At 49.8% G+C, this 24,597-nt stretch carries 25 protein-coding genes and 1 tRNA gene; 17 read left to right on the top strand and 9 right to left on the bottom strand.

Going from position 1 to position 24,597, the window contains the following annotated elements; all coding sequences use genetic code 11:
* Nucleotides 1–39: 39 nt before the first annotated feature.
* The 6 genes from CYPRO_RS11180 to CYPRO_RS11160 all read right to left on the bottom strand — a co-directional run bounded on the left by CYPRO_RS11180 (nucleotide 40) and on the right by CYPRO_RS11160 (nucleotide 6,204).
* The gene (locus CYPRO_RS11180; protein ID WP_114984687.1) at nucleotides 40–3,051 is read right to left on the bottom strand and encodes an Rne/Rng family ribonuclease; all 3,012 of its coding nucleotides are present in this window, start codon (nucleotides 3,049–3,051) and stop codon (nucleotides 40–42) included.
* Nucleotides 2,984–3,466 (bottom strand): hypothetical protein, encoded by a 483-nt coding sequence (locus CYPRO_RS16575; RefSeq protein WP_164682725.1) that lies wholly within the window; start codon nucleotides 3,464–3,466, stop codon nucleotides 2,984–2,986. Before CYPRO_RS16575 ends, CYPRO_RS11180 begins: the two co-directional genes overlap by 68 nt.
* A gap of 73 nt (nucleotides 3,467–3,539) precedes the next feature.
* On the bottom strand, nucleotides 3,540–4,829 hold the full coding sequence (gene murA / locus CYPRO_RS11175) for a UDP-N-acetylglucosamine 1-carboxyvinyltransferase (RefSeq protein ID WP_114984686.1): 1,290 nt from the start codon (nucleotides 4,827–4,829) through the stop codon (nucleotides 3,540–3,542).
* Nucleotides 4,822–5,331 carry an acetyl-CoA carboxylase biotin carboxyl carrier protein subunit gene (locus CYPRO_RS11170; RefSeq protein WP_114984685.1) on the bottom strand — a complete coding sequence of 170 codons (510 nt, stop codon included), beginning with the start codon at nucleotides 5,329–5,331 and terminating at the stop codon, nucleotides 4,822–4,824. The genes murA and CYPRO_RS11170 overlap by 8 nt, the downstream gene beginning before the upstream one ends.
* A 39-nt stretch (nucleotides 5,332–5,370) precedes the next feature.
* Nucleotides 5,371–5,619 (bottom strand): hypothetical protein, encoded by a 249-nt coding sequence (locus CYPRO_RS11165; RefSeq protein ID WP_114984684.1) that lies wholly within the window; start codon nucleotides 5,617–5,619, stop codon nucleotides 5,371–5,373.
* Between the two features lie 66 nt (nucleotides 5,620–5,685).
* Complete coding sequence (locus CYPRO_RS11160) at nucleotides 5,686–6,204, bottom strand: hypothetical protein (RefSeq protein WP_114984683.1); 519 nt, start codon at nucleotides 6,202–6,204, stop codon at nucleotides 5,686–5,688.
* A gap of 268 nt (nucleotides 6,205–6,472) precedes the next feature.
* Between CYPRO_RS11160 and CYPRO_RS11155 the strand changes: the two genes are divergently transcribed.
* The 3 genes from CYPRO_RS11155 to dut are packed head-to-tail and all read left to right on the top strand — an operon-like array spanning nucleotide 6,473 to nucleotide 8,093.
* On the top strand, nucleotides 6,473–6,823 hold the full coding sequence (locus tag CYPRO_RS11155) for an arsenate reductase family protein (protein WP_114984682.1): 351 nt from the start codon (nucleotides 6,473–6,475) through the stop codon (nucleotides 6,821–6,823).
* On the top strand, nucleotides 6,816–7,625 hold the full coding sequence (locus tag CYPRO_RS11150; RefSeq protein WP_114984681.1) for a hypothetical protein: 810 nt from the start codon (nucleotides 6,816–6,818) through the stop codon (nucleotides 7,623–7,625). The genes CYPRO_RS11155 and CYPRO_RS11150 overlap by 8 nt, the downstream gene beginning before the upstream one ends.
* A gap of 3 nt (nucleotides 7,626–7,628) precedes the next feature.
* Entirely contained in the window at nucleotides 7,629–8,093 is a 465-nt protein-coding gene (gene dut / locus CYPRO_RS11145; protein ID WP_114984680.1) for a dUTP diphosphatase, read from the top strand.
* A 176-nt stretch (nucleotides 8,094–8,269) separates the two neighbouring features.
* Here the strand turns inward: dut and CYPRO_RS11140 are convergent, their stop codons facing one another.
* On the bottom strand, nucleotides 8,270–8,806 hold the full coding sequence (locus tag CYPRO_RS11140; protein WP_114984679.1) for a PH domain-containing protein: 537 nt from the start codon (nucleotides 8,804–8,806) through the stop codon (nucleotides 8,270–8,272).
* 193 nt (nucleotides 8,807–8,999) lie between these two features.
* Here CYPRO_RS11140 and ccsA point away from each other — a divergent pair, with 193 nt between their 5' ends.
* The 6 genes from ccsA to truA all read left to right on the top strand — a co-directional run bounded on the left by ccsA (nucleotide 9,000) and on the right by truA (nucleotide 15,048).
* Nucleotides 9,000–9,650 carry a cytochrome c biogenesis protein CcsA gene (gene ccsA, locus CYPRO_RS11135; protein ID WP_240644739.1) on the top strand — a complete coding sequence of 217 codons (651 nt, stop codon included), beginning with the start codon at nucleotides 9,000–9,002 and terminating at the stop codon, nucleotides 9,648–9,650.
* Nucleotides 9,651–9,678: 28 nt separating this feature from the next.
* Nucleotides 9,679–9,945: a CcmD family protein gene (locus tag CYPRO_RS11130; RefSeq protein ID WP_114984678.1), complete on the top strand. Its 267-nt coding sequence runs from the start codon at nucleotides 9,679–9,681 to the stop codon at nucleotides 9,943–9,945.
* A 72-nt stretch (nucleotides 9,946–10,017) separates the two neighbouring features.
* On the top strand, nucleotides 10,018–10,407 hold the full coding sequence (locus tag CYPRO_RS11125) for a cytochrome c maturation protein CcmE domain-containing protein (RefSeq protein ID WP_114984677.1): 390 nt from the start codon (nucleotides 10,018–10,020) through the stop codon (nucleotides 10,405–10,407).
* A 53-nt stretch (nucleotides 10,408–10,460) separates the two neighbouring features.
* Entirely contained in the window at nucleotides 10,461–13,025 is a 2,565-nt protein-coding gene (locus CYPRO_RS11120; protein WP_114984676.1) for a heme lyase CcmF/NrfE family subunit, read from the top strand.
* Nucleotides 13,026–13,039: 14 nt separating this feature from the next.
* The gene (locus CYPRO_RS11115; RefSeq protein WP_114984675.1) at nucleotides 13,040–13,840 is read left to right on the top strand and encodes a hypothetical protein; all 801 of its coding nucleotides are present in this window, start codon (nucleotides 13,040–13,042) and stop codon (nucleotides 13,838–13,840) included.
* 443 nt (nucleotides 13,841–14,283) lie between these two features.
* Nucleotides 14,284–15,048, top strand: coding sequence for a tRNA pseudouridine(38-40) synthase TruA (truA, locus tag CYPRO_RS11110; protein WP_164682723.1), 765 nt, complete (start codon nucleotides 14,284–14,286; stop codon nucleotides 15,046–15,048).
* 163 nt (nucleotides 15,049–15,211) lie between these two features.
* On the opposite strand, the gene CYPRO_RS11105 is transcribed toward truA, so the two are convergent.
* A complete protein-coding gene (locus CYPRO_RS11105; protein WP_114984673.1) occupies nucleotides 15,212–15,889 on the bottom strand; it encodes an energy transducer TonB in 678 nt (225 codons plus the stop codon).
* A gap of 242 nt (nucleotides 15,890–16,131) precedes the next feature.
* Between CYPRO_RS11105 and CYPRO_RS11100 the strand changes: the two genes are divergently transcribed.
* Both CYPRO_RS11100 and CYPRO_RS11095 read left to right on the top strand, forming a co-directional pair.
* Nucleotides 16,132–16,203 (top strand) — tRNA-Asn (locus CYPRO_RS11100).
* Between the two features lie 133 nt (nucleotides 16,204–16,336).
* Entirely contained in the window at nucleotides 16,337–18,400 is a 2,064-nt protein-coding gene (locus tag CYPRO_RS11095) for an ATP-dependent helicase (protein ID WP_114984672.1), read from the top strand.
* On the opposite strand, the gene CYPRO_RS11090 is transcribed toward CYPRO_RS11095, so the two are convergent.
* Nucleotides 18,376–18,663 (bottom strand): hypothetical protein, encoded by a 288-nt coding sequence (locus CYPRO_RS11090; protein ID WP_114984671.1) that lies wholly within the window; start codon nucleotides 18,661–18,663, stop codon nucleotides 18,376–18,378. The two genes, CYPRO_RS11095 and CYPRO_RS11090, sit on opposite strands and share 25 nt — an antisense overlap.
* Nucleotides 18,664–18,859: 196 nt before the next feature.
* Between CYPRO_RS11090 and der the strand changes: the two genes are divergently transcribed.
* From der to CYPRO_RS11055, 6 genes are all read left to right on the top strand, one after another.
* The gene (gene der, locus CYPRO_RS11085; RefSeq protein WP_114984670.1) at nucleotides 18,860–20,164 is read left to right on the top strand and encodes a ribosome biogenesis GTPase Der; all 1,305 of its coding nucleotides are present in this window, start codon (nucleotides 18,860–18,862) and stop codon (nucleotides 20,162–20,164) included.
* Between the two features lie 143 nt (nucleotides 20,165–20,307).
* Nucleotides 20,308–20,982 carry a NuoI/complex I 23 kDa subunit family protein gene (locus tag CYPRO_RS11080; RefSeq protein WP_114984669.1) on the top strand — a complete coding sequence of 225 codons (675 nt, stop codon included), beginning with the start codon at nucleotides 20,308–20,310 and terminating at the stop codon, nucleotides 20,980–20,982.
* A 127-nt stretch (nucleotides 20,983–21,109) separates the two neighbouring features.
* Complete coding sequence (locus CYPRO_RS11075) at nucleotides 21,110–21,616, top strand: hypothetical protein (protein ID WP_124245594.1); 507 nt, start codon at nucleotides 21,110–21,112, stop codon at nucleotides 21,614–21,616.
* Entirely contained in the window at nucleotides 21,613–22,254 is a 642-nt protein-coding gene (locus CYPRO_RS11070; RefSeq protein ID WP_114984667.1) for a hypothetical protein, read from the top strand. The genes CYPRO_RS11075 and CYPRO_RS11070 overlap by 4 nt, the downstream gene beginning before the upstream one ends.
* Before the next feature lie 97 nt (nucleotides 22,255–22,351).
* Nucleotides 22,352–22,813 carry a peroxiredoxin gene (locus CYPRO_RS11060; protein ID WP_114984666.1) on the top strand — a complete coding sequence of 154 codons (462 nt, stop codon included), beginning with the start codon at nucleotides 22,352–22,354 and terminating at the stop codon, nucleotides 22,811–22,813.
* 505 nt (nucleotides 22,814–23,318) lie between these two features.
* Complete coding sequence (locus CYPRO_RS11055; RefSeq protein ID WP_114984665.1) at nucleotides 23,319–24,443, top strand: tRNA-queuosine alpha-mannosyltransferase domain-containing protein; 1,125 nt, start codon at nucleotides 23,319–23,321, stop codon at nucleotides 24,441–24,443.
* Nucleotides 24,444–24,597: the final 154 nt, after the last annotated feature.

Below are 24,597 nucleotides of genomic sequence, written 5' to 3'. Positions count from 1 at the left end.
CATTTGCAGCTTTTGGTTAAATTACGGGCTTAAAGGTTCCTAATTGTCGCGATCTTCTGCCTTTTCCGTTGGCGGTGCGGAGGGGTCCTGACTGTCTTTAGGGGCAGGTGAAGCCGCCGAAGCTGAATCAGTATCAGGGGTAGCTTTGGACACTTCGGACTTTGCACCCTTAGCGGGTTTGTCTGCCGCTGCCGGTTTGCGGGGTGTTACCGTTTTCGTGACAACCGTCGTTTTTTTGTCGTCCTGTGCGCTCACTGCTGCGGGCTTGCGAAAGGTTTCTTCAGAAAGCTTTGCCTTCAGTTCGTCCATTTCACGCAACTTGGCGGCTTTCGCGTCACTGAGTGAAGTCTTGACGGTTTTGCCTTTTGGCGGCTGTTCATTGGAAGTCTTCTCCGCGTCAGCTTCCGGGCTGTCTTCTTTGTTGTCGCCCGACTTTTTGGTTTTAGGCGGTTTCGCCATCACCTTTTTACCGCCGGCGCGGGGGGCACGCTTCACTCTTTTGGGCGCCTTGAGCTTGGGCTTTGCACCATCGGAGCCGGCAGCGTCTTCATCATATTTGGTGTCTGAGCTTGCCTGTTCAGCTGATTCCGCAGCGGGTTGACCTGCTTGCTCACGTCCCTGAGCCGGCTTGGTTTCCTGTGCTTCATCTGTTTCAGGCGTCTGCTGTTTATCGGCAGTGGAATCCGCCTGACGGCTTTCAGTTTCAGCCTGTTTGCTGTCTGAAGCGGTCGTTTGTGCGGACTCATCCTTGGTTTGCACCGTTGCGCCATCCCCTGCGGCAGGGCCGGTTTGATCAGTGGAACTGTCGGATTGGGATACCGCGTCCTTTTTCTCTTCGGATGTTTCTTCGCGCTGCACTTTGCGGGCGTGTGCTTTTGCTATATCAAGTGCGTTGGGTACATCTTCCTTTGCGTGTGCTTTTGCGACATCAAGGGCATTGGGCACTTCTTCTTTGGCGTGTGCCTTCGCTACTTCGGGCGCGTCCGGCTTCTGCGGCTTGGAGTCCGCCTGCTGCTGCGACCCGGAAGAAGTATTCCGGTTAGAGCGCTGCTGACTATCATTATCGGAATAACCCTTGGTATCATCATCGCCGCCGGATTTGTAGTACTTCGATTTAAGCTTGTTGTTAGACCGGCCCTGAGGCGTAATTCTGACGGCTGCGGGGCGCTTGCGGCCGCGTTCCTGCCCGTCGTCCTGCGACTGCGACTGGTTCTGATTCTGATTTTGAGAGCCTGAACGGCGGTTTGCTGATCCGCTGCGACCATCATTGCGGCTGCCCTGCGCGTCATCACGATTCGGGGAGCGGCGCTGCTGACCGTTGGTCTCATTGCCGTTCTTGCGCCCGTTTTTCTTGTAAATATCGAGGAGATCGGTGTTTTTGCGTCCGCCGCTCTCAAGTTCGGCGAGGTTTTTCTCGTTTTCTTTGATGGCTTCTTCGATGGAATCACCATTGGATACCGTCTCATGAATATCAAATTCAGAGCCGTGCAGGGTCGCCTTGAAATCATTCAGGGAAATGGTTTCATCCGGCAGAATGGTAATCCGTCGGAAGAATTTGAACATCCATTTTACGCGGGTGCTGATTACGCCCTGTAACAATACCGAGTGGAAGAACGGATTCACATACAGATCAACCGAGCGGTACGAATAGCTGTTGCTGAACTTGCTGAGCCATGCTTCAATGTCGGAGAGGAGGGTGCTTTCGGAAACAATACTGCCGCTGCCCCCGCACATCGGGCAAACCTTGGAGACTGATTTCACAACACTCGGACGAATCCGCTGTCGTGTGATCTGCATGAGTCCAAAATCGGACATCGGCAGGATATTGGTTTTGGCCCGGTCTTTCTTGAATTCTTTTTTGATTTCGTCGTAAATCTTTTTCCGATTGGCGTCCTGCTGCAAATCGATAAAATCAACGACAATGATTCCCCCGATATCCCTGAGCCGCAGCTGTTTGGCAATTTCGCGGGCTGCTTCGAGATTGGTTTTCAGGGAATTGTCTTCCTGTGCTTTCTTGGCGGCATAGCGTCCTGAGTTCACATCAACTACATACATGGCTTCGGTCTGCTCAAAAATCAGGTATCCGCCGCTGGGCATTTTCACCCTTGGACTGAAAATGGAATTGACATCCCGGGAGATGTTCATGTGATCGAAAACGTGATCCCTGCCTTTGTACTGTTCCACGTTTTTCACCATGGACGGCGCGACCCTGCCGATGTAGCCTTTAATAGACTTAAAGGTCTCGGTATCATCAACGAGAATCCGCTCGTAATTTTTGGAGAACAAATCCCGAATCAGGCTCTCGGTCATGTCAAGGTCGCGGTGCAGCAAGGCAGTGGGTTTGGCTGTCTTCAGCTTTTCCTGCATATTCACCCACTTGTCGTGCAAATCTTTCAGGTCTTCCCGAAGTACATCATCAGCCTGACCTTCTGCAACCGTGCGTACAATCACGCCAAAGCCGTTGGGCAGCATTTCGCTGATGATCCCTTTCAGCCGTCTTCTTTCCTTGTAGGAGCGGATTCTTTTTGATACGGCTACATAGTCACCAAAGGGGATGAGAACCAGAAAACGACCGGCAAGGGTGATATCGGTTGAAACACGCGGTCCTTTGCTGCCGATAGGCTCTTTAACGACCTGCACCATCACCTTCTGACCCGGCTTCAACAGCGCACCGAGTAGATTCTGCTCGTGCATGGTCTGATCTTTAGAAGTCATATTTTTGACTTCATTCTTGGCCATCAGCTGCCGGAACTGCAGCAATTCTTCGCTGGCTTTTTTTGGTATGCTGTCACGACCGTTCAGCATGGAAAGATAGGCTTCAAGGTGCTCTCCGAGATCGGAGTAGTGCAGGAAGCCGTCTTTGGGGGTGCTCAGGTCGATGAAGCTGGCACGAATGCCGCTCATCACTTTGTGGACCTGTGCGAGATAAATATCACCAACAGAACGTCGGTTCTCAGGTGATTCAATAAAAAATTGGGCTAATTCACCATTTTCGATGAGCGCAATCCGCTTCTGCGAACCCGCTGCATGTATTACTATTTGATTGTCCATTAAAAATTAAATCCGCATGCTTAAAGCGGAGAACGGTACACCTGTCAGGTGCATAAGCTGAACACTGAAGTTTCAAAGAACCAGAAAAAAATGAAGAGAAATAGTTTTTTGTGAAGCTTTCAGGGCTGAACAGGGAAGCGTTACCCGCTTTGTACAAATTTCTGTTAAAATAAAGCGTATTACAAGGTTTGGAATCGCTTTTACAAAGGGTATCTGCAAACGTTTTGAAACGATAGCCTTTGGTTTCCGGCAGCCGGGTTGGGTTTGTAGGAACATCCTGAACAGCTGTTCTGCAGGATGTTAAATGCTGACCGGTAGTGACAGCTGCTGCATGAAAGCGCATGCTCACAGACCGCAAAACAGCGGCTGTGCACACGATAATCAGGCAGCAAAATGTCAGGAAAAGAAAATTCATTCTTTAATATACGGGATATAGCTGTCTTTAGTAAACAGTCCAATCACAGTATTTTAAACGGAAGAATCAGGAATCAGGCTTCTTCAACATCGCCGTTTACACGCGTAATGCGGGCACCTGCCTGATTGAGTTTTTCTTCCAGCCTTGCGTATCCGCGGTCGAGATGATAGACCCGCAGGACTTCTGAGCGTCCGCTTGCGCACATAGCCGCCATCACAAGGCTTACGCTTGCCCGAAGGTCGGTGCTCATGATGGAAGTACCGCTCAGCGGTGTTTTGCCTTTAATCACAGCGGTGTTGTTGCGCACTTTGATGTTTGCGCCAAGTCGCGCAAGTTCGGGCACATAGCTGAAACGGTCCGGGTAGATGGTATCCGTAACATGCGACTCGCCTTCGGCCTGCGTCATCAGTGTTGCCCACTGTGCCTGCAGGTCGGTCGGGAAGCCCGGGTAGATTTCGGTGATAACGGAGACCGGCTGAATGGTTTGGGGGGCCTTAAGGTGAATGCTGCTGCCTTCAATGGTAATTTCTGCCCCGGTTTTCCTGAACCAGTCGGTGAAAAAGCCAAGGTCGTCGGGGGCCGTATTGGTGAGCGTGAGCTGCGATTCAGGGTGCATTGCCGCGAGAATCATGAAGGTACCCGTTTCAATGCGGTCAGGGGCATTGTCAAAGGTTACGCCTTTCAGGCTGCTTACGCCCTGAATGCGCAGGGTGGACGTGCCGATTCCATCAATGTTTGCTCCCATTTGGGTAAGAAAATGACACAGCTGTACCACATCAGGCTCTTTGGCCGCATTTTCAATAACGGCAGTTGCGGTACCTTTCACGGTAGCAAGCAACAAGTTGACCGTCGCGCCTACGCTCGAAGGGCTCAGTTTGTACTGCCCTCCGCTGAGTCCGTTCGCTTTTTCCGGCAGTTCGGCAACGACATACCCTTCTTCCAGCCGGATGTTTGCCCCGAAGGCTTTCATACCCTCAAGGTGCAGGTCAACCGGCCGGGGCCCCCAGGCACATCCGCCCGGCAGGGAAACCCGCGCGTATCCGCCACGGCCAAGTAAAGCACCGAGCATATAAAAGGAAGCGCGCATTTTACGCACGAGTTCGTACGGCGCCTCCGGATAGTAAATATTCTCCGGATCGATGGTCAGGGTTTCAGAAGCGGCCTCGAATTCAACCCGTGCCCCCGTAACACGCATCACATTATTAAAGGTAAGAATATCGTGCAGGGCCGGTATGTTTCGCAGGGTCGTTTTCCCGTCGGCAAGTAAAGCGGCGGCCATAAGCGGAAGGGCGGCATTTTTTGAACCACTGATTCGGATTTCACCCTTCAGCGGTACGCCGCCCTCAATCACAAATTTATCCAAGGGGCTCGATCTCCAGAAGTACGCCGTTTTTTTCAACCGATTGACCGGGAGCCGCGCTAATGCTTTTCACGCGACCTTCGGACGGTGACTTGAGCTCGTTCTCCATCTTCATGGCTTCCAGAATCACAACAGGCTGCCCTTCGGAAACGGTCTCGCCTTCTTTGACCAGAATATCCACGATTTTACCCGGCATAGGTGCTTTCAGAATGCCTTCACTGGCGCTGCCGCCTACTTTAAAGCCCATGCGGTCGAGCAACATCATTTGCTCATCTTTTACAGCGGCCGTATGCCAGTTGCCATCGACCGTATACTCGAGCTGATTATCGTTTTTGGTGATGTTGCTGATGATGTGCGTCTGATATCCGAGACGCAAAATATAGCGGGTTGCGTCGAGTCGTTCGAAACTGAAGGGATGTGTTTTTCCGTCAATAATGGCTTTGTCGCCTGAATCCAGTATTTCAACCGTACGGGATTGTTTGTTGATGGTCGTTTCTATAATCATGGAATGCTGATAATTGATGGGTTGGAGATGGTTCCGCCGCTATCGCTGTGCGAGCCCTCTGCTTGTGGCCCGAAAGCAAAATAAGTCAAGGCGGTCTGAATCATAAGCGTAAACCTGCCTGAAGGTGGCAGGCTCAAAAACATGTATAAAATCTGCGTTGATGAGCTGAATCAGATCATCCCGCAGCTCACCTCGCTGCAGACCGGTTTCACTCATCAAAGTATTAAAGCTTTCTATAAAAATAAGCTGACTGAGTACTTTCTTTTGTGAAGGGGTCGCTTTTTTCATCTGTGATTGTTTGTTGTAAGATAAATCCGGATGATTTTCCGGTGTATTTGCACGGTCGGATCAGGACTATTCGACCCGGATATCACCGTAAGTAATGAGATTTTCGCGTCCGTCAAATATGAAAACCCTGTGGAGTCCGCGGGCGCCGGATATGGTTCCGCTGCCACCGGGGGCAAACTGAACCGGGTTGATGGTGATTTGGGTGAATCCTACCGGAAGCGGCGTTCTTTCATCAAAGAAAAGACGTTTGAAGAAATTACGGTCGTCGAGCGTCATCACGTCAAGTCCGTTTACGGCTCCCAAACCTGTTACAAGCAATTCAATAGAAAGGATCTGACCGGTTGTGGGATTGGGGAAGGCGGGCTGCTGTACTTCAACGAATCCCGCAAAGAGCGGCCCAATGCGCCAGTCGTCTTCATCCGTACTAATGATGTTGCCGCTGCCGTCTGTTTCCGTAATACCGGAAGGGGTTCGAAAAGCTTCGCGCTCGAAATCACGCTGCGCGTCGTCGGTGGAGCTGCAGGCGCTGTTTAGGGCGAGAAGTGCGGAAAGGGCAAACAGGATCAGATACTTGGAAAATCTCATCAGGAGTAAAAATTGGGAAGAAAATCTGGATGTAAATATAAGATACAGCTTAGAATATAAGATTTCGCAAGAAATGTTACCGCCCCGTCTTTTTTGTGGTATCATACGCATACCCATTCTGAGACGTTGGGCGCTGCATGCACGCCTGTATTGCGAAAATACCCGTCCGGAAGCTGCCGGATATTTTTTACCTTAGGCCTGCAGTCTGCAGCTCAAGTTTGTGAAGCTGCGCTTTGCCCACTGAATACAGAATTTTAACCGAATACACATGCTCACAATCGTAGGAATTAAGAATTGCAGTACCATCAAAAAAACGCTCAGCTGGCTGGATGAGAGAGAAACGCCTTACACATTCAGAGATGTCAAAAAGAGCCCGCTCAGCGAAGAAGAGCTGGAAGACGCACTGTCAAAAGTAGGCATTGATACGCTTATGAATAAGCGGGGGATGATGTGGCGCAAGCTTGGACTTGCCGGAAAAGACATAACGGATCAGGAGCTGGCCGAAATTCTGCTGGAAAATCAAAATATGATTAAGCGTCCGCTGGTGCTTGCCGGAGACGCAGCCATGGTTGGTTTTGATGAAGACGCCCTGGCGGGATTCATCGAAGAATATGCGTGATTTTTCAGTCAAAACAGTACTTCTGCTGCTTTTGCTGTTTGCCGGCATAGGGGCAACAGCGCTTTCCCTTCACTATGCGGATACAGAGCCGGCTCCCGAACTTTCATCTATGTTTGAAGCCCGTGAACAGTTTACCTATGAAGTACGCTATGGCTTCATGCGTCTCGGTAATGTTTATGTGAGTGCAAGGGATACCCTCATTGACGGGAAAAAGCTCCTTCACACAACAGCTACCATTCAGTCCAATTCCGGTATTCCGCTGATGGGAAGCCGCAGGTATGAGTATCACTCCCTGCTCGCCCAAAATGACAGCACGGTTTGGGCACATAAGTTTTGGGTTGATAATGTTCACAGGGAGCGTTTTCCGGAATATGCCTATCATTTTGATTATGAACGGGGGCATATTGTCGTAGAAAAGTACGATACCCCTGCCGATACCCTTGAACTGCCAGGTCTGCTCGATGGCGGACCCGCTTTGTTCTATGTGGGTCGGAATCATGCCGGCATGGATACCGAAATCAATTATCCCATATTTATTGATGAAGAAGTGGCCTACGTAAATATCCGCAGCACCACAGAAAGAGACCGCATTCGCTCGGAAGCCCTGGGCAATGAAATGCGGGATGTTTATCTAAGCTTTGGTGACGCCTCCATCGATGGCCCTTTTGGGTTTAGCGGGAAGTTTGAGTCCCGGTATGATACCGGAACATGGCGTTTGCCTATTGAAGCGCGGGTTTCGGTTTGGATAGGAAACGTCCGGATACGCCTGAAAGACTATCACAAAAATGAAAGGAGTTCATAGCACATGCAAAGTAATTCGAAACATGCCGTGCAGGTGCAGCTCAAGCGGCTGCCCCACAATCCTGATCAGAGTGCGCCGGCTTATGAGTCAGCCTTTGCAGCCGGCGCCGATTTGCGCGCATGCGGCGGCCCCTTCACACTTGAGCCGGGGGAATATCAGCTCATTCCCACCGGTTTCGCTATTGCACTTCCTGAAGGGTTTGAAGCACAGGTACGCCCCCGAAGCGGCCTTGCTTTCAGGCACGGCATTACGGTCCTCAACAGTCCCGGTACGATTGACGCTGATTACCGTGGTGAAATCGGAGTACTGCTCATCAATCACGGAAAGGAAACGGTACAGCTTAATCACGGCGACCGCATTGCGCAGCTCATTGTGTCACCTGTTGTGAAGGTGTTGTTTGAAGAGTGGGATGAATTAAGCGCTACCGAAAGGGGGCAAGGGGGATTCGGCAGTACAGGGAAGGGGTAGCGATGGGCGATTGGCGTTACCGGGATCAGTGATTACGGGTTAATCAGGGCCGGTTCATAAGCACAAATTGTGTTACCCTTCAAAATGAATTATGACTCAACGCTTAATACAGAGAAGTTCTGCACAGGATTTCTAATGCAGGCTGAACAGAGAAGCGGGATCGCCAATCCAAAGGGCTAAACAGGCTTGTTCTTATTTTTGCGCTGCTCCGCTTCAAAATCTTCATCTGAGATGAGTCCTTGCTGCCACATCCCTACAAGATCATTCATGTTCTCGAGTCCGCCAACGCGGAAATGGTTGTAGTCGCCTTTTGCCCGCTCCTGCATGGCTTTGCGGCGCTTTTCTTTTTCGATGGCAATGATAAGCACATCTTCAAGCTGATCCGCATTTTCGATACCCCTCATTGTGACGGTCTCTGTTGAGGTCGTAAGCGCAAGATCGGCTATACCAAACTTACTGTGACCCGGCTGATGAATGCACTTTACAGACGTCAAATCTTTTATTTCGATGGTTGTGTCCACGTTTTGCGCGGGGTCCTTCATCACAATTCTGTCATTAAAGACATCGTAAGAAGTTGATTCAAGCTGTTTGTTCAGCTTACGAATCTGAAAGAAGCCGTACCCGAAAAGCAAGGTTTGCCAGGCAGCTTTTCGAAATTCTCGGTGATAATAGTTGCGATGGGTTTTGTATCTGACAGCCTTTTCAGCGCTCATAGAAAGAATAATACTTTAGGTGATTTTTTTCGGCAGGAATAGTGGATTGGAAAGCTTCAGTGTACGGGTATAGCAACAATCTGAATCCAAACAGTATGGGCTTCAGTTTCACTTTAGTTTCACATATATTCATTAGAATGCATGAAATAAATAAGAACGAATATCCCGATTTCATTTGAAGCTCTGGAAGTACTTGGTACTGACGTGGTTAACAGTTGTGATTGCAGCTGCGTTTCTCGTAAACATACCACAGATCGCCATTTTGGAAGAAACCGCGCGTAACCTGATTTTTCATGTACCCATGTGGTTTACCATGTTTGCGGCTTTCGCAGCCGGTATGGTGTACAGTATTCGTTATCTCTGGTCAGAAAATCCCGGTGACGATCTCAAAGCGGAATCGGCTTCCGCTATTGGGGTTGTTTTTGGTATTTGCGGACTGCTCACCGGAATGGTTTGGGCGCGGTTTACCTGGGGAGCCTGGTGGACATTTGCGGAACCCAAAATGAATCTGTCTGCCATCGCGCTGCTGATTTATGTGGCCTATTTCATCCTACGCTCTTCTTTCGATGATCCGCAGCTGCGCGCACGGCTTTCTGCGGTGTACAACATCTTTGCTGCTTCGACCATCCCATTCCTGATGTACGTCATTCCGCGTCAGCTCCCGAGTCTTCACCCCGGAGCCGACGGCAATCCTGCCTTTAGTGAGTTTACCGCGATTGAGCTGCGTATCGTTTTTTACCCGGCAATTTTGGGATTCTTCGCACTTGCCTACTGGATGACCAATCTTCGCTACCGCTACCGAAAAGCCGTACTGACTTTAGAAACAAGAAACACCGACCTTTAAAACCATCTCTCTTTTTAAGTTAAGGTTCATGAACGATATCATCGTGTACTCCGCAGCTGATTCACTGGCTGATCCTGTTTATCAAAACTGGGCCGGTGCGGATACCGCTACAGAAGCAAATATGTTTATTCAAATAATGTCATCAAATGACCTTATATTTGTGGTATTGTCAGTAACACTCATTATTTGGTTCGTGTTAGCCTACTATCTGGTTCGTGTTGATCGTAAGATTGATGAGCTGGAACAAAAAATATCAGCGTCAGCACCTAACACTGACGCTTCGGAAAAATCATAATTAACCCGCTTTTGGCCGGGTATCCTTCAAACAGCAAAGATTTTATTTGTATCAACTAACATTTCACAGCCTATGAAACCCAGAGTTATTATCGGAACCGTTGCAATTGTCCTTTTTACATCCCTTTTGATGTGGAATTTTGGAAACAGTCTTGGAAGCTACGTCGGATTTGAAGACGCAGAGCTTTCAGGTAACCGCGTACATGTTATCGGTACCTGGGTACCCGACAAGCCGCATGGATTCGACAATCAGCGTATGGTCTTCAATTTTTATATGGAAGACAACTACGGACAGGTACGCCGGGTAAGCTACAACAAGCCAAAGCCCAACAATTTCGAAGACGCGGAAAGCCTGGTCGTCGTAGGCAAAATGAGAAATGGCGTAATGCTCAGTGATGACATGCTGGTTAAATGCCCGTCCAAATATAATGACGCGTCAAATCTCGAAATGGTTAACCTGTAGGGTTAATTCAACAAATAGTAACCGACTGTCACCCTAAGTATTAGCTGTAACTCATGATTGGAACAATCGGATCATTATCCGTTATTTTTGCTTTTCTGGCCTCTTTGGGGGCCTTTGTTTTTTATTTTTTTGCTGCACAAAAAGAGAATAAATCATTAGAGCGCACCGCGCACCTGCTTTTTGGCTTTCACGGGGCCATGATGTTTTTGGGCTCCGCTCTGCTGGTCTATCTGCTGCTGACCAATCAGTTTCAGTACTTTTATGTGTACAATTACACAAGCTCAGATCTGAGCAACGCCTATCTCTGGGCCGCTTTCTACAGCGGGCAGGAAGGAAGCTTCATGCTGTGGATCCTTTCTTCATTTTTGGTAGGCCTGGGACTCATCCGATGGACAAGCGACACCTATCGTGCGCCGGTTATGTTTTTCATGACCCTGACGCATGTTTTCCTGACTTCCATGATTATTGGGGTGACGGTTTTTGGCGTGCACATAGGCGCGTCCCCGTTCCGGCTTACTGCCACAGAGTTTGCCCATCTGCCGGTATTCATCAATAATCCCGCATTTATCCCGGCTGAAGGCAGCGGACTCAATGACCTGCTGCGCAGTCCGTGGATTATCATTCACCCGCCCATCATCTTCCTGGGCTTTGCCATGATGGCCATTCCGTTTGCCTACGCGCTGGCTTCGCTGTGGAAACGCAAATATCACGAGTGGATTTATCCGGCCTTTCCCTGGACCCTGGGTGCCAACCTTTGCCTGCTCGTTGCTATTTTCCTGGGCGGCTACTGGGCGTACGAAACCCTAAGCTTTGGCGGCTACTGGGCCTGGGACCCCGTTGAGAATGCGTCGCTTGTGCCGTGGATTCTCGGAACAGCGGGCATTCACACCATGCTTATTCAGAAGCGCAGCAAGATCGCGCACAAAGCGTCTATCATCTTTGCGATTCTCGCTTACGTCACCATTGTCTATCAGACCTTCCTGACGCGTTCCGGTATTTTGGGTGACTCTTCCGTACACAGCTTTGTTGATCTCGGGCTTTACAATCAGCTGCTGTTTTTCATTCTGGCAGTATCCCTTTGCGGGCTGATTCTGTACCTGCTGCGCATGCGTGAGCTTCCATCCCCGAAAAATGAAACGCCGTTTTTCTCAAGGGAATTTTTCATGTTTTCCGGTGCGATGACGCTGCTGCTCGTTTCCCTGGTTATTATTCTCGGAACAAGCGCGCCCATTATCGGACGCCTGTTTGTGGCCAACCCAACCCCGCCGCAGCCGCAGTTCTACAACGACTGGACGCTTCCCTTTGCCATAGCCATCGCATTCCTGACCGTGCTCACGCAGTACCTGTGGTGGAACAAATTTAAAGATACCGAGAGCTTTGCAGGGGTGCTGATTACGCCAACGGTGTCGGCTTCTGTGATCACCGTAGCGCTTATTGTGGTGTCCGGCGTGACCAACATCCTGTATATGGTCTATCTGTTTGCAGCTGTATTCGCTATCGTGGGCAATGGCATGATCATGTTCAAGCTTGTGAAGCTTCACCCCAAAATGATTGGCGGTTCTGTAACACACATTGGATTTGCCGTTTTGCTGATTGGCTTCCTTGGCGCGGCCTACGATACGCCACTGCTTGACCGGTCGACCATCAACTACAATGCTGCCGTTGAGCGCGGCGAAATTTATGATGAAGACGGCTTCCGCGTTTACCAAACGATGGATGTGATGAAGCTTGACATCAACGTGCCCAAGCGTGTAGGTGACCGCTACGATGTGACCTTTACACACGCCGATATTACGCACGACAACCGTCCCGGCGAACAGCGCTACCGCATTGAGTTCAAGGACCTGCGCAATGGCAGAACCTTCACGGTAAATCCGGTCGTTTATCCGATGATTGCAAACTCGTCAGCCGGTAACATGAGCTGGACGGTTGATCCAGAAGTGCGTATGGGATTGCTGCGTGATATTTACGTGTATGTCTCCGGCTCTTCGCTCGTAGAGCGGGAAAACAACCGGATTGAGCACCAAACGACCTTTCAGGCGGTGGCCGACATCCTTATGAACGGCTACGAACAGTCTCTGCAGAGTGATATTGACAACCTGATTCGTCTTGCCCCCGGCTCTACCCGTCAGCTCGGACAGTACAGCGTGCGGTTTGAGCGATTTATTAATATGTCAGAATCGGAGCTGCCTGAGAATGCCATCGTAGGCGTGCGGGCCCGTTTGGAGATCACCAACCTTCAGACGCGTCAGCAAATGACCGTTGAGCCCAAATACGCCATTCTTTTTGAAGACGGGATTAACTCCGTACTTAGCCCGGCCGTAGAGCTCGAAGACTTCAACTTTGAAGTGGTTTTTGAAACCATTGACACGCGAACCGATGAAGCGCACTTCCGCCTTGTGGGCATAGAAGAGCTCATCGAAGATGAGTGGATTATTGTTGCCATCGAACGCAAGCCGCTGGTTTCTGTCGTTTGGCTCGGAACATTCCTGCTCATGTTTGGTTTCTCTATTGCAATCTACCGCCGCTGGGATGATCAGCGCAAAAACTTCAAACGTACGCAGCGTTTGAAAAAAGAACAGGCCGGGACCGATAAAAAGGTCGCGTCCAACGACTAAATCATACCGACCCATTGCGAAAAACTTTTAGGATTACATTCGGATTACACGGAAAAATCAGGCAGGCTGCGGCAGGTCTGATTTTTCTTTTTGGGATGATGTGTACCATGCCCGAACAAGCCGCCGGGCAGTTTAAGGCAGCCGATAGCAACAGCTCGTTCGGGATGGCAGCGCTATCAGCGGGAACCTTCTATACATCCCCGGGCGGTGATTTTAATACCGGCGGTATGCAGCACGCGCCACAGCCAGCGCGCGCCATGCTCCGGTCCTTCGTGCTGCCGGGATGGGGGCAATATTACGCTGATCCGGCTGAGTGGCGGCGGGGGCAGCTTCACTTGGGTCTCGATCTCATGCTGTTGGGCTCGCTTGTCTATCTGAGTCACAATGTGAATGTGCTGCAAAATGACATCTATACGCATGCCCGCACCTTTGCAGGTATCGACCTGAGAACGGTGCCGCGCAACATTGAGCTTGCTGTTGCGGGTGCCAACTCCCTTGCTGCCTACAATGACGCGCAGCTGAGAAGCCGGAACTGGGACCGTCTGATAGATGACATTCCGGAAAACCGTTGGCAGTGGCAGAGTGAAGATAACCGCGGAGAATTCCTGCAGCTGCGCGACCGCAAAGACCGCGCTGAGCGTCAGATTCCTGCCGTTGTTTCTCTGATGGTTGTGAACCGTGTGATCAGCGGGGTGCACGCCTTCATCAGGGCAAATAATCAGGCAGCGGAGTCAGACCGTTTTGAAGTCGGGGTAGGTCGTTCGGCCCTTGATCCGCAGCAAGGTTTTGAAGCCCGCTTCAGGTATCGCTTCTGAGCTGTTGGCGGGCGTAACCTGCTGCGTGAGCCCTTCTGGCGAATTGTGTGCGTTTGCCGGCTTTGTTAGCTTTGTTTTTGGGATGTGCTTGTGAATACCCTTGCTGTTAAGTAATTTTCAGTATTCCGTACATCTCCTTGCTTTAGGGTTTCAGGTTTTTAGTTATTACCAAGCCTAAGCAAGGGGGCTTTTTTTGTGTCCGTTCACTCGTTTTGGGCTACGCTTTTGGTTTCACCCGGTACCAAAAAAAGCAAGGGACCTATCTTTGATTTGGGGTCTTTCAGCCTGTCACGAAAGACCGTGATGTTCACGGAGTTTCCCCCAAAAAAAATAAGCATGATCCACTCCATAATCTGGTTCAGGGGGCATCACTTCGTTTTAGGCGCTGCCATTTACGCTGTGCAGGGTGAAGCGGGCCAACATCAACATTTTATTCGTTAATTGTGCCGAGATTCAGACTTACGCTTGCCTATAACGGCTCATCCTTTTCGGGCTGGCAGATACAGCCGAATGCACCAACGGTTCAGGCGGCGGTTGAGAAGGCGCTGGGCGTAGCTTTGCGGCAGAAGGTGCAGGTACATGGTTCGGGACGCACAGACGCCGGAGTGCATGCCAACGGTCAGGTTGCGCATTTCGATTTTCCGCGTGCGCTGTCTGAAACGGAGCGCGCCCGGCTGCGAAAAAGCCTGAGCGGGCTGCTGGCGCCCGATGTGTTCGTGAAGGAGCTTGTGCCGGTGCATGACAGCTTCCATGCGCGGTTTGACGCCGATTACCGGACCTACCATTATTATTTTTCAGATATACATCAACCGCTGTTCGGACAGACAACGGCTTTTTTTCCGCAACTGCCCCATTTTGATGACATGCGCAGGGCGGCTTCCTGCATTCAGGGCGATCTTGACTGCCTTTCCTTTACCCCTTTTGATCCGGCTCTGCCACATCATCGCTGCTGGTTTTTCGAGTCTTATTTCCGGGAGGCGGATGACTACGGCCGCTATTGCTATGTTGTTACCGCAAACCGTTTTCTAAGGAATCTTGTGCGGTCACTTGTGGGCACGCTCATAGATGTTGGCAGCGGGAAGAAAACCGCTGAGGAATTCAGCGCACTTTTTCGGAATCCGGATCGTACAAAATCGGGTACGACGGCTCCGGCGAAGGGGCTTGTTTTGTACAAGGTGGGCTACGACGGGCACTGGAAGCTGCCGTAGTAATTTTGCAGGGGCGTGATTTTGCTTCGTCATATGCTGCGGGCAGAGAGTGGCTGATACAAAAAAAGCCAGCCCTTTGCACGAAAGGGCTGGCTTGATTTCGAAATACAGTTCAGTTAAAAAAAGAACGGCCCGGCCATTTCATGACCGAACCGTTGATGTGTTAATCGGCTTGTGTTAGCCTGAACTGAACTGGTAATGTATATTGAACGCGTACGGGACGCCCGCGCTGCATGCCGGGGGTGAAGCGTACTTTTTGAACGGCTGCGATGGCTGCTTCGTCGAGACCGCCACCGGCTGAGCGCACTACAAAGGGATCATTCACATATCCTTGCTCGTCGATAATAAACTGAACGACAACCCGACCCTGGATACCTGCACGCCGTGCGATTTCCGGATAGACGATTTGGCGCTGGAGCTCAGCCATACCGCCGATCAGCTCGGGCATTTGTTCTACAATTACGAAAACTTCGCCTTCGTCTTCATCATCGGATGGTGGCGGGGGAGGAGCCGGCTGACTTGCCATGGCGTCGTCGAAATCAAGGAAGGCGTCGAAATCGACGAGGTTGTCATCCATGATAATGTCATCCGGTACAGAAATCGGCGCCGGCGGACGCGGTGGCGGTGGCGGGGCTTCGATTATTTCTGTTTGAATAATTTCTTCGAGCTCAACTATTTCACGCTCTACAACTTCAAAATCCATGCTGGGTTCAAAACTGAAGTTTACTTTAAAAATCAGTACGAACAGAAGCATGCTTACAACAAGACCAAGCTGAATGCGCACAAAATAACCGTGGTTAATGTTCGCTTCAGGTTTTCTATTTAAAGGGTTCAGTGACATGATGTTACCTCTTGCGGCTTAGTTCAGATTCAGGGCAGCCTATTTTCGTTTGGAAGGGTGTGATTAACTACTACTCAAATATAACAAATAAATTCAAATAAACATATTCAAAATTAAATATTCCTTTAAAAACCGCTTTTTCTCCAGCCCGTTTTGCGGCTCAAAAATAGTTCGTCAAATTGGATAAAAACTATTGACAAGGTGTTCACTCGGTTTGTATATTTGAATCTATCAACAAACAATCCTCGGTAGCTCAGTGGCAGAGCAATCGGCTGTTAACCGATCGGTCGCTGGTTCGAATCCAGCCCGGGGAGCAAAAGCCTTCATCAATTCATTTGCTGAAGGCTTTTTTTATGCCTTCATGTTTTTGAAGCCCGGGGCGAAAATTGCCTGAATTGCTTCCGCATATATTTTTTACATATAGCGCGTATTTAGTATTTTGCGGCTATGAAAAAATTCATCCTAAAAAAAGAAGCACAGCGGGAGCCAGCCTACAGTATTGATTATGCTGCCCTGCTTAATGAAGCGCAGCTGCAGGCCGTTATGCACGAGGGCGGCCCTGCGCTCGTAATTGCCGGTGCGGGAACCGGCAAAACCCGCACCCTTATTTACCGGGTTGCACGCCTTATCGAAGCCGGTGCAGATCCATCCAAAATACTGCTGCTCACCTTTACCCGACGCGCAGCGCGGGAAATGCTCGACCGTGCTTCCTCGGTACTTGATGAGCGCTGCCGGAAAGTGCGCGGCGGCACCTTTCATTTTTATTGCAGTCAGCTGCTTCATCAGTATCATGAACACATTGGCTTTCCCCAGAACTTCACCATCATTGATACCGCCGACGCGCAGGATATTCTGCAAATGCTGCGCGCAGAGTTTCGCTTCGATAAGCTGAAAACAAGATTTCCCAAAAAAAGTACGCTTCAGAACATCATCAGCGCCGCCATCAACAAACAGCTCAGCCTGTATGAAGTTGTGGAGCGCGGGTACGATCAGTTTTTGAATCACATCGAGCGCATTGAAGAATTGGCGTCGGCTTACCGGCAGTACAAGGAACAACACCGGGTGATGGATTTTGATGACCTGCTCGTTCGTACGGTTGAGCTGCTTCAGAATGAGGAGGTGCTGCAGCTTGTGCGCGGACGACATCAGTACGTGCTTGTTGATGAGTATCAGGATACCAACGCCATTCAGGCCGAGCTTGTGCGTTTGTTTACGCCTGCGAGCGGCAAGGTGATGGTAGTTGGCGACGACGCCCAAAGTATTTACCGTTTCAGGGGCGCGGACCATAAAAACATCATGCGCTTCCCCGAACTTTTTGAAGGCAGCACGCGCATTACGCTGGAGGAAAATTACCGGTCAACCGGTAACATTCTGCGCGTGGCTAACAAGGTGCTGGAACAGGCCCGGGATAAATTCGAAAAAAAGCTGTTCACCAAACGGGAAGATGGGGAGCTGCCGGCGCTCGTCAAAACAGCTGATACCCGGGAACAGTCCCGCTTTGTGGTGCAGATGATTATGAACCTGCGCGAACAGGAGCTGAGCCTGGGCGATATGGCCGTGCTTTTCCGCAACGGAAGGGATTCGTTTGATCTCGAAATTGAGCTCAACCGGCGCAAAATTCCCTTCATTAAGTACGGGGGACAAAAGTTTTCGGAAGCCGCGCACATCAAAGACGTGCTTGCACACCTTCGCGTAATTGTAAACCCCGATGACGCCCTGGCGTGGAACAGAATTCTCACGCTAATTGAAGGTATTGGTCCCAAGACAGCCGCAGACCTGCTGAACTGGCTCGCTACGGCAGGCAACCCGTATGAACTCGCTGCGAGCGGGCTTGTAAGTGAAAAATTCAAAGCCGGGCTGCTGGGTTTAAGTCAGCTGCTTATTGATCTGAAGAAAAATGAGCTTAGCCCTGCCGAAGCACTTGCGCAGATTCACGCCTACTACAAGCCGGTTTGCGAGAAAAAGTTTGATGATCATCCGAAGCGGCTCAAAGACCTTGAGGCTTTCGAAGCCATTGCCGTGAATTACCGGGATTACCCGCAGCTGCTGGAAGAACTCGCCCTTGATCCGATTGAGGCTACAGCCGTTGATACCCTTGCAGGCAGGGAAGACGAGACGCCGCTTGTGCTATCGACCATACACTCTGCCAAAGGCCTGGAGTGGGCGCACGTCTTTTTGATTCAGTGCCTTGACGGGGTGATTCCTTCAGGTTTTTCCGTTGATGAACCCGAAGAGCTTGATGAGGAACTTCGTTTGCTGTATGTAGCCGTGACAAGGGCGCAGGATATGCTGTATATCAGCTACCCCATACTGCAGCACAGTAATTTTGGGGATGTGTTTACCAAGCCATCCCGCTTTCTGGCTGAAATGGGAGAATCGCTGCTTGAACCCTGGCTGCTTGTGGATGAATCAGAGCTGCCGCAGACACAGCTGCCGGAAGCTTCCGCCGCGGCGCCTGACACACCGCTGCAGCTTGGAGACGGAACTCAGGCGGAGGTTACGGAGGAGTGAGACTGACGGCTTTTCTGCGCCTGGGCTGATTTTCTTGTAATTCTGAAATACTGCCTGAAAACATCAGTAATCAGCCAAATGATGGGGTAGGGCGGTACAAAAATGATAAGCATGTAGGTGAACCACTCGGTTGACTTTCGGCGGTCTTTGTTGGCAAGGAGTCCTGCAATGCCCGCGAGCCAAAAAGTGAAGCATACAAAAAACAAAACACTAAAGATTAAAGTAGGGAAGAAGCCGAGTTGTTCGTAAAGGGAGCGGAGCATCAGGGTTGTGTGGTGTTTTGCAGGGGTTGACAGCTGGTAATAACCAAATATGTAAAAGGAGAAAGCTGTATATTGTAAGGCTGATCAGGAAGCGCAATACTGCGTGATCATCGGGAGCGCTGCATAACAGCATTTTTGATTATCCTGATTGGCAATTACCTAATATAGACGCATACATCCAAAAACAAAAAGAAATATGCTACCCGTAGTTTCCATTGTTGGCCGGCCCAATGTCGGCAAATCGACTTTATTTAACCGATTGATCGGGCAGCGCAGAGCGATTGTGCATGACTTTTCCGGCGTAACCCGCGACCGGCATTACGGCAACTCCTTCTGGAATGATACTGATTTCACGGTGATCGATACGGGCGGCTATGTGCCACAGGATGAAGATGTTTTTCTTACAGCCATCCGCGAACAGGTACACCTTGCGATGGATGAATCTGACGCCATTCTTTTTGTTGTAGATGTGGAAACCGGGATAACGGATCTTGACAATGCAATGGCTCAGATTCTGCGCGCTCAAAAAAAGCCGGTGTATCTCGTTGTGAACAAGGCCGATAATGAAGAGCGCCGCTGGAATACCGCCGAATTTTACAGTCTTGGCTTTGATCAGCTCTTTCCCGTTTCATCCGTAAACGGATCCGGAACCGGTGACCTGCTTGACGCGCTCGTTCGGGACCTGCCCGAACCCACACCTGTTGCCGATGACACCTACCCAAAACTTGCGATCATCGGGCGTCCGAATGTGGGTAAATCCAGCTATGTGAATGCCCTGCTGAACCACGACCGCTCCATTGTAACGGACGTAGCCGGTACTACCCGCGATACCATCAACAGTACCTACGAATATGAGGGGCGCAAATATTTGTTGATGGATACCGCAGGCCTGAGAAAGCGCACCAAGGTAAAAGAGAATATCGAGTTCTACAGTACCGTAAGAACCATGCGCAGCCTGATGGAGTGCGATGTCGCCATACTGCTGATTGACGCGACGCAGGGCCTTGAGGCGCAGGATGTACGCGTGCTTGCCGAAGCCGAGCGCTTCAACAAGGGGATTATTATGGTCATCAATAAATGGGACCTGCTCGAGAAGGAATCCAACACCTTTCGCGATTACGTGAAAGAGATACGCGAAAAAGTGCGCATGCTCAGCTATGTGCCTGTTGTGTCCATCTCCGCGCTCAACCGGAAGCGTATTTATGATGTGCTTCCGCTGGTTGACAGGGTACTGGAAAACCGCAAGCGCAAAATATCGACGTCGCAGCTCAATCAGTTTTTGGAGCAAATCAAGATAGAGCGGCCGCTGCCCTATGTGAGGGGGCATCAGCTCAAAATGAACTATGCGACACAGGTGAAACAAAATCCCCCGGTTTTTGCTTTTTTCATGAACAAACCGAAAGAATTACCTGTTAATTACCGCAGATACATCGAAAATAAAATCCGGGATACCTTCGATTTTGAAGGGGTTCCCATCACCATGGTTTTTAAAGAGAAATGAGCGGCGGCGCCGATTTTGAATTGAAAACTGCTGCTGCAAGTTGTATCTTTGCAAATTAAGGCCTTTTAAAAAAGCAATCACAGATCAGGAAGGTCAATTACAGCATAAAGCTGATCTGTTTTCGCTGAACCTTTATCCAAATTATGATTGACTACACACAAAATCTCGACCAGCCGGTTCGCAATGCGTTAACGGACAATCATCAGAACGAGCGCAAACTTACTTTCTTAGAGCGTCTCTACATTCCGGAAATCCTTAAAGGGATGGCTTACACCTTTAAGCAAATGTTCAAACCGGATGTGACCATGCGCTATCCCGAAGAACGCTGGGATCCGCCTGCCATCTTCAGAGGGCGTCCTGTTCTCGTAAAAGACAATGGCAAAGAGCGCTGTGTAGCATGCGGGTTATGTGCCCGTGCGTGTCCGCCGCTCGCGATCAGCATGCAGGCTGCCGAAACTGACGATGAGAAAGAGCGTTTCCCCGATTTCTTCGAAATTAACATGCTCCGCTGTATCTACTGTGGATTCTGTGAGGAAGTCTGCCCGGAAGAAGCCATCGTAATGAGTAAAGATTACGATCTCGTCTATCACTCAAGAGGCGACGCTATTTACGACAAGGAAAGACTGCTCGTTGATAAGGAAGATCTCAAAGACCGCCTCGACTTCCTCAAACAATACAAAAACAGACAGTTTGGTCAGTTCTGGAATTTTAAAGAGGAAAACAATATTCACTCCGTCCGCAACCGAGACGAAAACTGGGATACCGGTCTTTCGCTCGTTGATATGCTGGAGGCCAAAAACAAAGAATCTAAAAACTGATACGGATAGCGAAAAGCCGCTTTAATTCAGCTTTTACGCAAGTCCTGAAGATTTTTCAGTTATTACAAAAGCCCGGGTTTCAGCTGAATCTCCGGGCTTTTTTTTGATTATACACGTTTCTCATTTTATGAATACGACAGAACAATTCAGCCGCATCACCGATGACATCGCCTATCTCGTTGATGAAGCCGAAGCCCTGACCCTCGTCATTGATGTGGTACCGGCAACCGAGAAGAGCTCGGGCATTACGTCTATCCTGGATATGATATACCTAATCGACCATGCACAGCTCACATACTTTCGTCCGCTGGTTGAACAACTCTTCTCCCTGCCCAAGGTGCAGGCTTCCCTGCCTGATTTCAGAACAACCGCTGATTTTTCTTCCATACAGCATGAAAGCACGGAAGCGGTGCTGAAAAATTTGATCCGAAACCGAAAGTCCTTTGTCGCCTATCTGCAGGCTGCCGGGCAGGATTGCATAGAAAAGGCCGGTGAGATTAACGGGCAGACCCGTACCATTGCCGATGTGCTGCAGGAGATGATTGTTTTTGAGCGGCAGCAACTAAAGCTTGTTGCTGAGCGGGTACTTGCTATCGATCGCTCGAACCAAAACAAGGGAAAACCTCAGCAATGACCTGGTACCTTACCCTTGCGCTCAACCTCACGCTTTTGTACGCCCTTGTTCGCTTTTTGCTCCTATACAAGGAGGTGCGGTATATAAAATTTATCTGGTGGGCGGTATCCTCCTTTTTCTATTTTCTAACATCGGCTTCCTGGATAGTACTTGATTTCAACCTGATTGATCCGCAGACTTTTGAGCGGCTGAACCTGCAGGGCTGGACGCAGGTAAGCGCCGTCAGTTTCGTGCTCGTGGCGCTGAGTATTGAAAACTGGGAAGACCGTCCGCTCGTTGCCCGATACCCGTATAGTTTCAATTTTTCGGCACTTATACTCATTCCGGCCTACATCCTGCTTTACCAAACCATTTACCTGCAGGAAGTCATGATTGGTATTTATGAGGGCGGTGCGATTCTGGTCGCGCTGCTTTTATTCGGACTTTTTGCAACTAAAATGTTCGAGTTCATTTACAGCTTTCTCGGTATTGTGCTTGTCCTGCTGGGCTTTGTGGTGTATTGGTTCCCCGCGCAGGCGATATTGGGCTTCCCCTGGGTCTGGAAAATAATTACCGTTGTGGGCATCCTTATTTTCGTGAGCGGCTATCAGTTTGTGGTAAAACAGGTTCAGCTGCAAAATGCTGAACTTGAGGATTGATTTTGCAGTCTTATCTGTTTCCAAAACAACCAAAAGTCATAGGCGGCAATCATTTCCGCCTATCCCATAAACCCATCACCTCAAAATAATTGATACCATGGTTATCCTAAAAGGAGATAAAGCGCCCGATTTTACCCTCAAAAATTCAGACGGTGAAGATGTTAGTCTTTCCGGCTTTGCCGGCAAAAAAAATGTAGTTGTTCTCTTCTTCCCGCTTGCTTTTTCATCTGTGTGCACGGACGAATTATGTCAGGTACGCGACAGCCTCAAGCAATTTGAATCTCTCGACGCTGAAGTTCTTGCCATCAGCGTTGACAGTTTTTTCACACTGAAGGAATTCAAAAAAGCACAGGGCTATAACTTTCAGCTCCTGAGCGATTTCAATAAAGAGACCGCCAAAGCTTATGGCTGCCTGTATGATGAGTTCTTCGGCATGCACGGGGTCGCGAAGCGTTCCGCCTTTGCTGTTGATAAAGAAGGTGTGGTGCAGTACGCTGAAGTCCTCGAAAAAGCTTCTGACATTCCTGATTTCGAAAAAGTTAAAGCTGCACTTGCCTGATCGGCTGTGTGACGTTTTTGATGATCTTCCGAAAAAGCTGCCCTGTGCAGCTTTTTCTGTTTTAACCGCTCGTCTTCGACCGATGGCTTTTTTTCCGGGACAGGCTTAGCCCGCATTACCCGCATTATTCACAATCAACAGGATGTGTTTGTTAAACATATGATTATAATTAGCTTAGTTAAAAACACTGGTAGCCCAAATTTGAGTGTGGTGTAAAGACTGCGCACCGAGCGAAGCGATTCCCGCGCAGCGAAATTTCCCCGCTGGCGGCGTTGAATCTGAAAACTCATGCTCAGGGTACTTAGGTACCCTTCCGCTGAGTTTTCAGCTTCGCCTTGCCAGCAAGAAAATTTCTTGGTGAATAATGCGGGATAATTCCGTTCGGATGAAGCGCGGATCTTTTTCTTGTCAGATAAATACGGATTATCTTAGGATGAATCATTCGGGTTAAGGGCAGGTGCGTATCCTGAATAAATCAGCGACTCAACTATAGATCAGCTTGTGCATGAATATCCTCTATCTTGAACCTTACAGCGGCGGCTCACATAAAGCTTTCATGAAGGGATTTTGCGACTATTCGCGTCATCAGGTTTTCCCGGTGAGCCTGAGTGATATTTCCTGGAAATGGCGCATGAGCGGCGGAGCCGTCAGTCTGGCTGAAGAAACCCGCAGCGTAAGCGAGCCGATTGATCTTATTTTGGCGAGCTCCATGACCAACCTGCCGGCATTCATCGCCCTCACCAACCCGCGGTTTGCGCATACGCCCTGCGTGATGTATATGCATGAAAATCAGCTTACCATGCCGCTGCCGCTGGGCGAAGACCGGGATGAAACCTACTGCTACATCAACTACCTGAGTGCGCTTGTGGCCGATGAGCTCTGGTTCAATTCGCGTTTTCACTATGACGCTTTCTTTGGCGCGCTGCCCCTGTTTCTCAAAAAATACTCTGATCGCCGCTATCTTGAACTCGCTGATACGCTCAAAGAAAAGAGCAAAGTTGTTCACCCCGGGCTGCATTTGCGGGAGCTCGAAAATGCAGCGGCGCCGTCTCCAACGAAACGCGCGCCGGTCATTGTCTGGAATCAGCGGTGGGAGTATGACCGCAATCCGGAGATGTTCAACCGTATCATCAGCCGGCTTGATGATTCCGAATGCGACTTCGATCTGATCCTGGCCGGAGAACAGCTTCACAATGAAAGTCCGGATTTGCGGAGTCTGCGGGATCGCTTTGGCGACCGGATTCTGCACTATGGTTATGTCTCGGATCAGGAAAAATACGCGAGCCTGCTCAGGCAGGGCGACATTGTGCTGTCCACTTCCCGTTACGAATTCTTCTGTACCGCGCTGATGGAAGCGGTGTACTGCGGCTGTCATCCCATGGTACCCCGCGACCTCACCTATACCGAGCTTATACCGGAGAGCCTGCATGAGCCCCTGCTTCACGCGCCTGTTTTTTATGAAGATGAAGACGACCTCTATAAAAAAATGCGCCGCCTGCTGCTTGGGCGCGTCAAACTTCTTCCCAAAAGAACGCTTAAAAACATAAACCGCCATCTCGACTGGGCGCGGCACGGCAAAAAAATCGACGACTTACTGACGAAGGTTCAAAAACGAAACGCTGCCGTTTAAACCGGGACATGCAAACACGCTCCATCGCGCAGCTTTAAAGGGGTGTTACCGCTGCGTAAACTTTCCCGCAGCATGCCGCATTCTTATAAAATATTCGTAGTTTGAATTATGGATGTTCGCTTATATCTAAGGTTGATGATTCACAAAGACTAAG

Source organism: Cyclonatronum proteinivorum, assembly GCF_003353065.1.
GTDB classification, from domain to species: Bacteria; Bacteroidota; Rhodothermia; order Balneolales; family Cyclonatronaceae; genus Cyclonatronum; species Cyclonatronum proteinivorum.
Note: the sequence above shows the minus strand (reverse complement) of the source record. Positions and strands in the feature narration are given on the sequence as shown.

Excerpts from the sequence above, each read along its gene's own strand:
- CYPRO_RS11155 (WP_114984682.1), top strand. The coding sequence starts at position 6,473 with ATGCTCACAATCGTAGGAATTAAGAATTGCAGTACCATCAAAAAAACG.
- dut (WP_114984680.1), top strand. The coding sequence starts at position 7,629 with ATGCAAAGTAATTCGAAACATGCCGTGCAGGTGCAGCTCAAGCGGCTG.
- CYPRO_RS11180 (WP_114984687.1), bottom strand. The coding sequence starts at position 3,051 with ATGGACAATCAAATAGTAATACATGCAGCGGGTTCGCAGAAGCGGATT.
- CYPRO_RS11140 (WP_114984679.1), bottom strand. The coding sequence starts at position 8,806 with ATGAGCGCTGAAAAGGCTGTCAGATACAAAACCCATCGCAACTATTAT.
- CYPRO_RS11060 (WP_114984666.1), top strand. The coding sequence starts at position 22,352 with ATGGTTATCCTAAAAGGAGATAAAGCGCCCGATTTTACCCTCAAAAAT.
- CYPRO_RS16575 (WP_164682725.1), bottom strand. The coding sequence starts at position 3,466 with ATGAATTTTCTTTTCCTGACATTTTGCTGCCTGATTATCGTGTGCACA.
- CYPRO_RS11120 (WP_114984676.1), top strand. The coding sequence starts at position 10,461 with ATGATTGGAACAATCGGATCATTATCCGTTATTTTTGCTTTTCTGGCC.
- CYPRO_RS11070 (WP_114984667.1), top strand. The coding sequence starts at position 21,613 with ATGACCTGGTACCTTACCCTTGCGCTCAACCTCACGCTTTTGTACGCC.
- CYPRO_RS11105 (WP_114984673.1), bottom strand. The coding sequence starts at position 15,889 with ATGTCACTGAACCCTTTAAATAGAAAACCTGAAGCGAACATTAACCAC.
- CYPRO_RS11150 (WP_114984681.1), top strand. The coding sequence starts at position 6,816 with ATGCGTGATTTTTCAGTCAAAACAGTACTTCTGCTGCTTTTGCTGTTT.
- CYPRO_RS11095 (WP_114984672.1), top strand. The coding sequence starts at position 16,337 with ATGAAAAAATTCATCCTAAAAAAAGAAGCACAGCGGGAGCCAGCCTAC.
- CYPRO_RS11125 (WP_114984677.1), top strand. The coding sequence starts at position 10,018 with ATGAAACCCAGAGTTATTATCGGAACCGTTGCAATTGTCCTTTTTACA.
- CYPRO_RS11075 (WP_124245594.1), top strand. The coding sequence starts at position 21,110 with ATGAATACGACAGAACAATTCAGCCGCATCACCGATGACATCGCCTAT.
- CYPRO_RS11080 (WP_114984669.1), top strand. The coding sequence starts at position 20,308 with ATGATTGACTACACACAAAATCTCGACCAGCCGGTTCGCAATGCGTTA.
- CYPRO_RS11170 (WP_114984685.1), bottom strand. The coding sequence starts at position 5,331 with ATGATTATAGAAACGACCATCAACAAACAATCCCGTACGGTTGAAATA.
- CYPRO_RS11130 (WP_114984678.1), top strand. The coding sequence starts at position 9,679 with ATGAACGATATCATCGTGTACTCCGCAGCTGATTCACTGGCTGATCCT.
- CYPRO_RS11165 (WP_114984684.1), bottom strand. The coding sequence starts at position 5,619 with ATGAAAAAAGCGACCCCTTCACAAAAGAAAGTACTCAGTCAGCTTATT.
- CYPRO_RS11090 (WP_114984671.1), bottom strand. The coding sequence starts at position 18,663 with ATGCTCCGCTCCCTTTACGAACAACTCGGCTTCTTCCCTACTTTAATC.
- CYPRO_RS11055 (WP_114984665.1), top strand. The coding sequence starts at position 23,319 with ATGAATATCCTCTATCTTGAACCTTACAGCGGCGGCTCACATAAAGCT.
- CYPRO_RS11160 (WP_114984683.1), bottom strand. The coding sequence starts at position 6,204 with ATGAGATTTTCCAAGTATCTGATCCTGTTTGCCCTTTCCGCACTTCTC.
- der (WP_114984670.1), top strand. The coding sequence starts at position 18,860 with ATGCTACCCGTAGTTTCCATTGTTGGCCGGCCCAATGTCGGCAAATCG.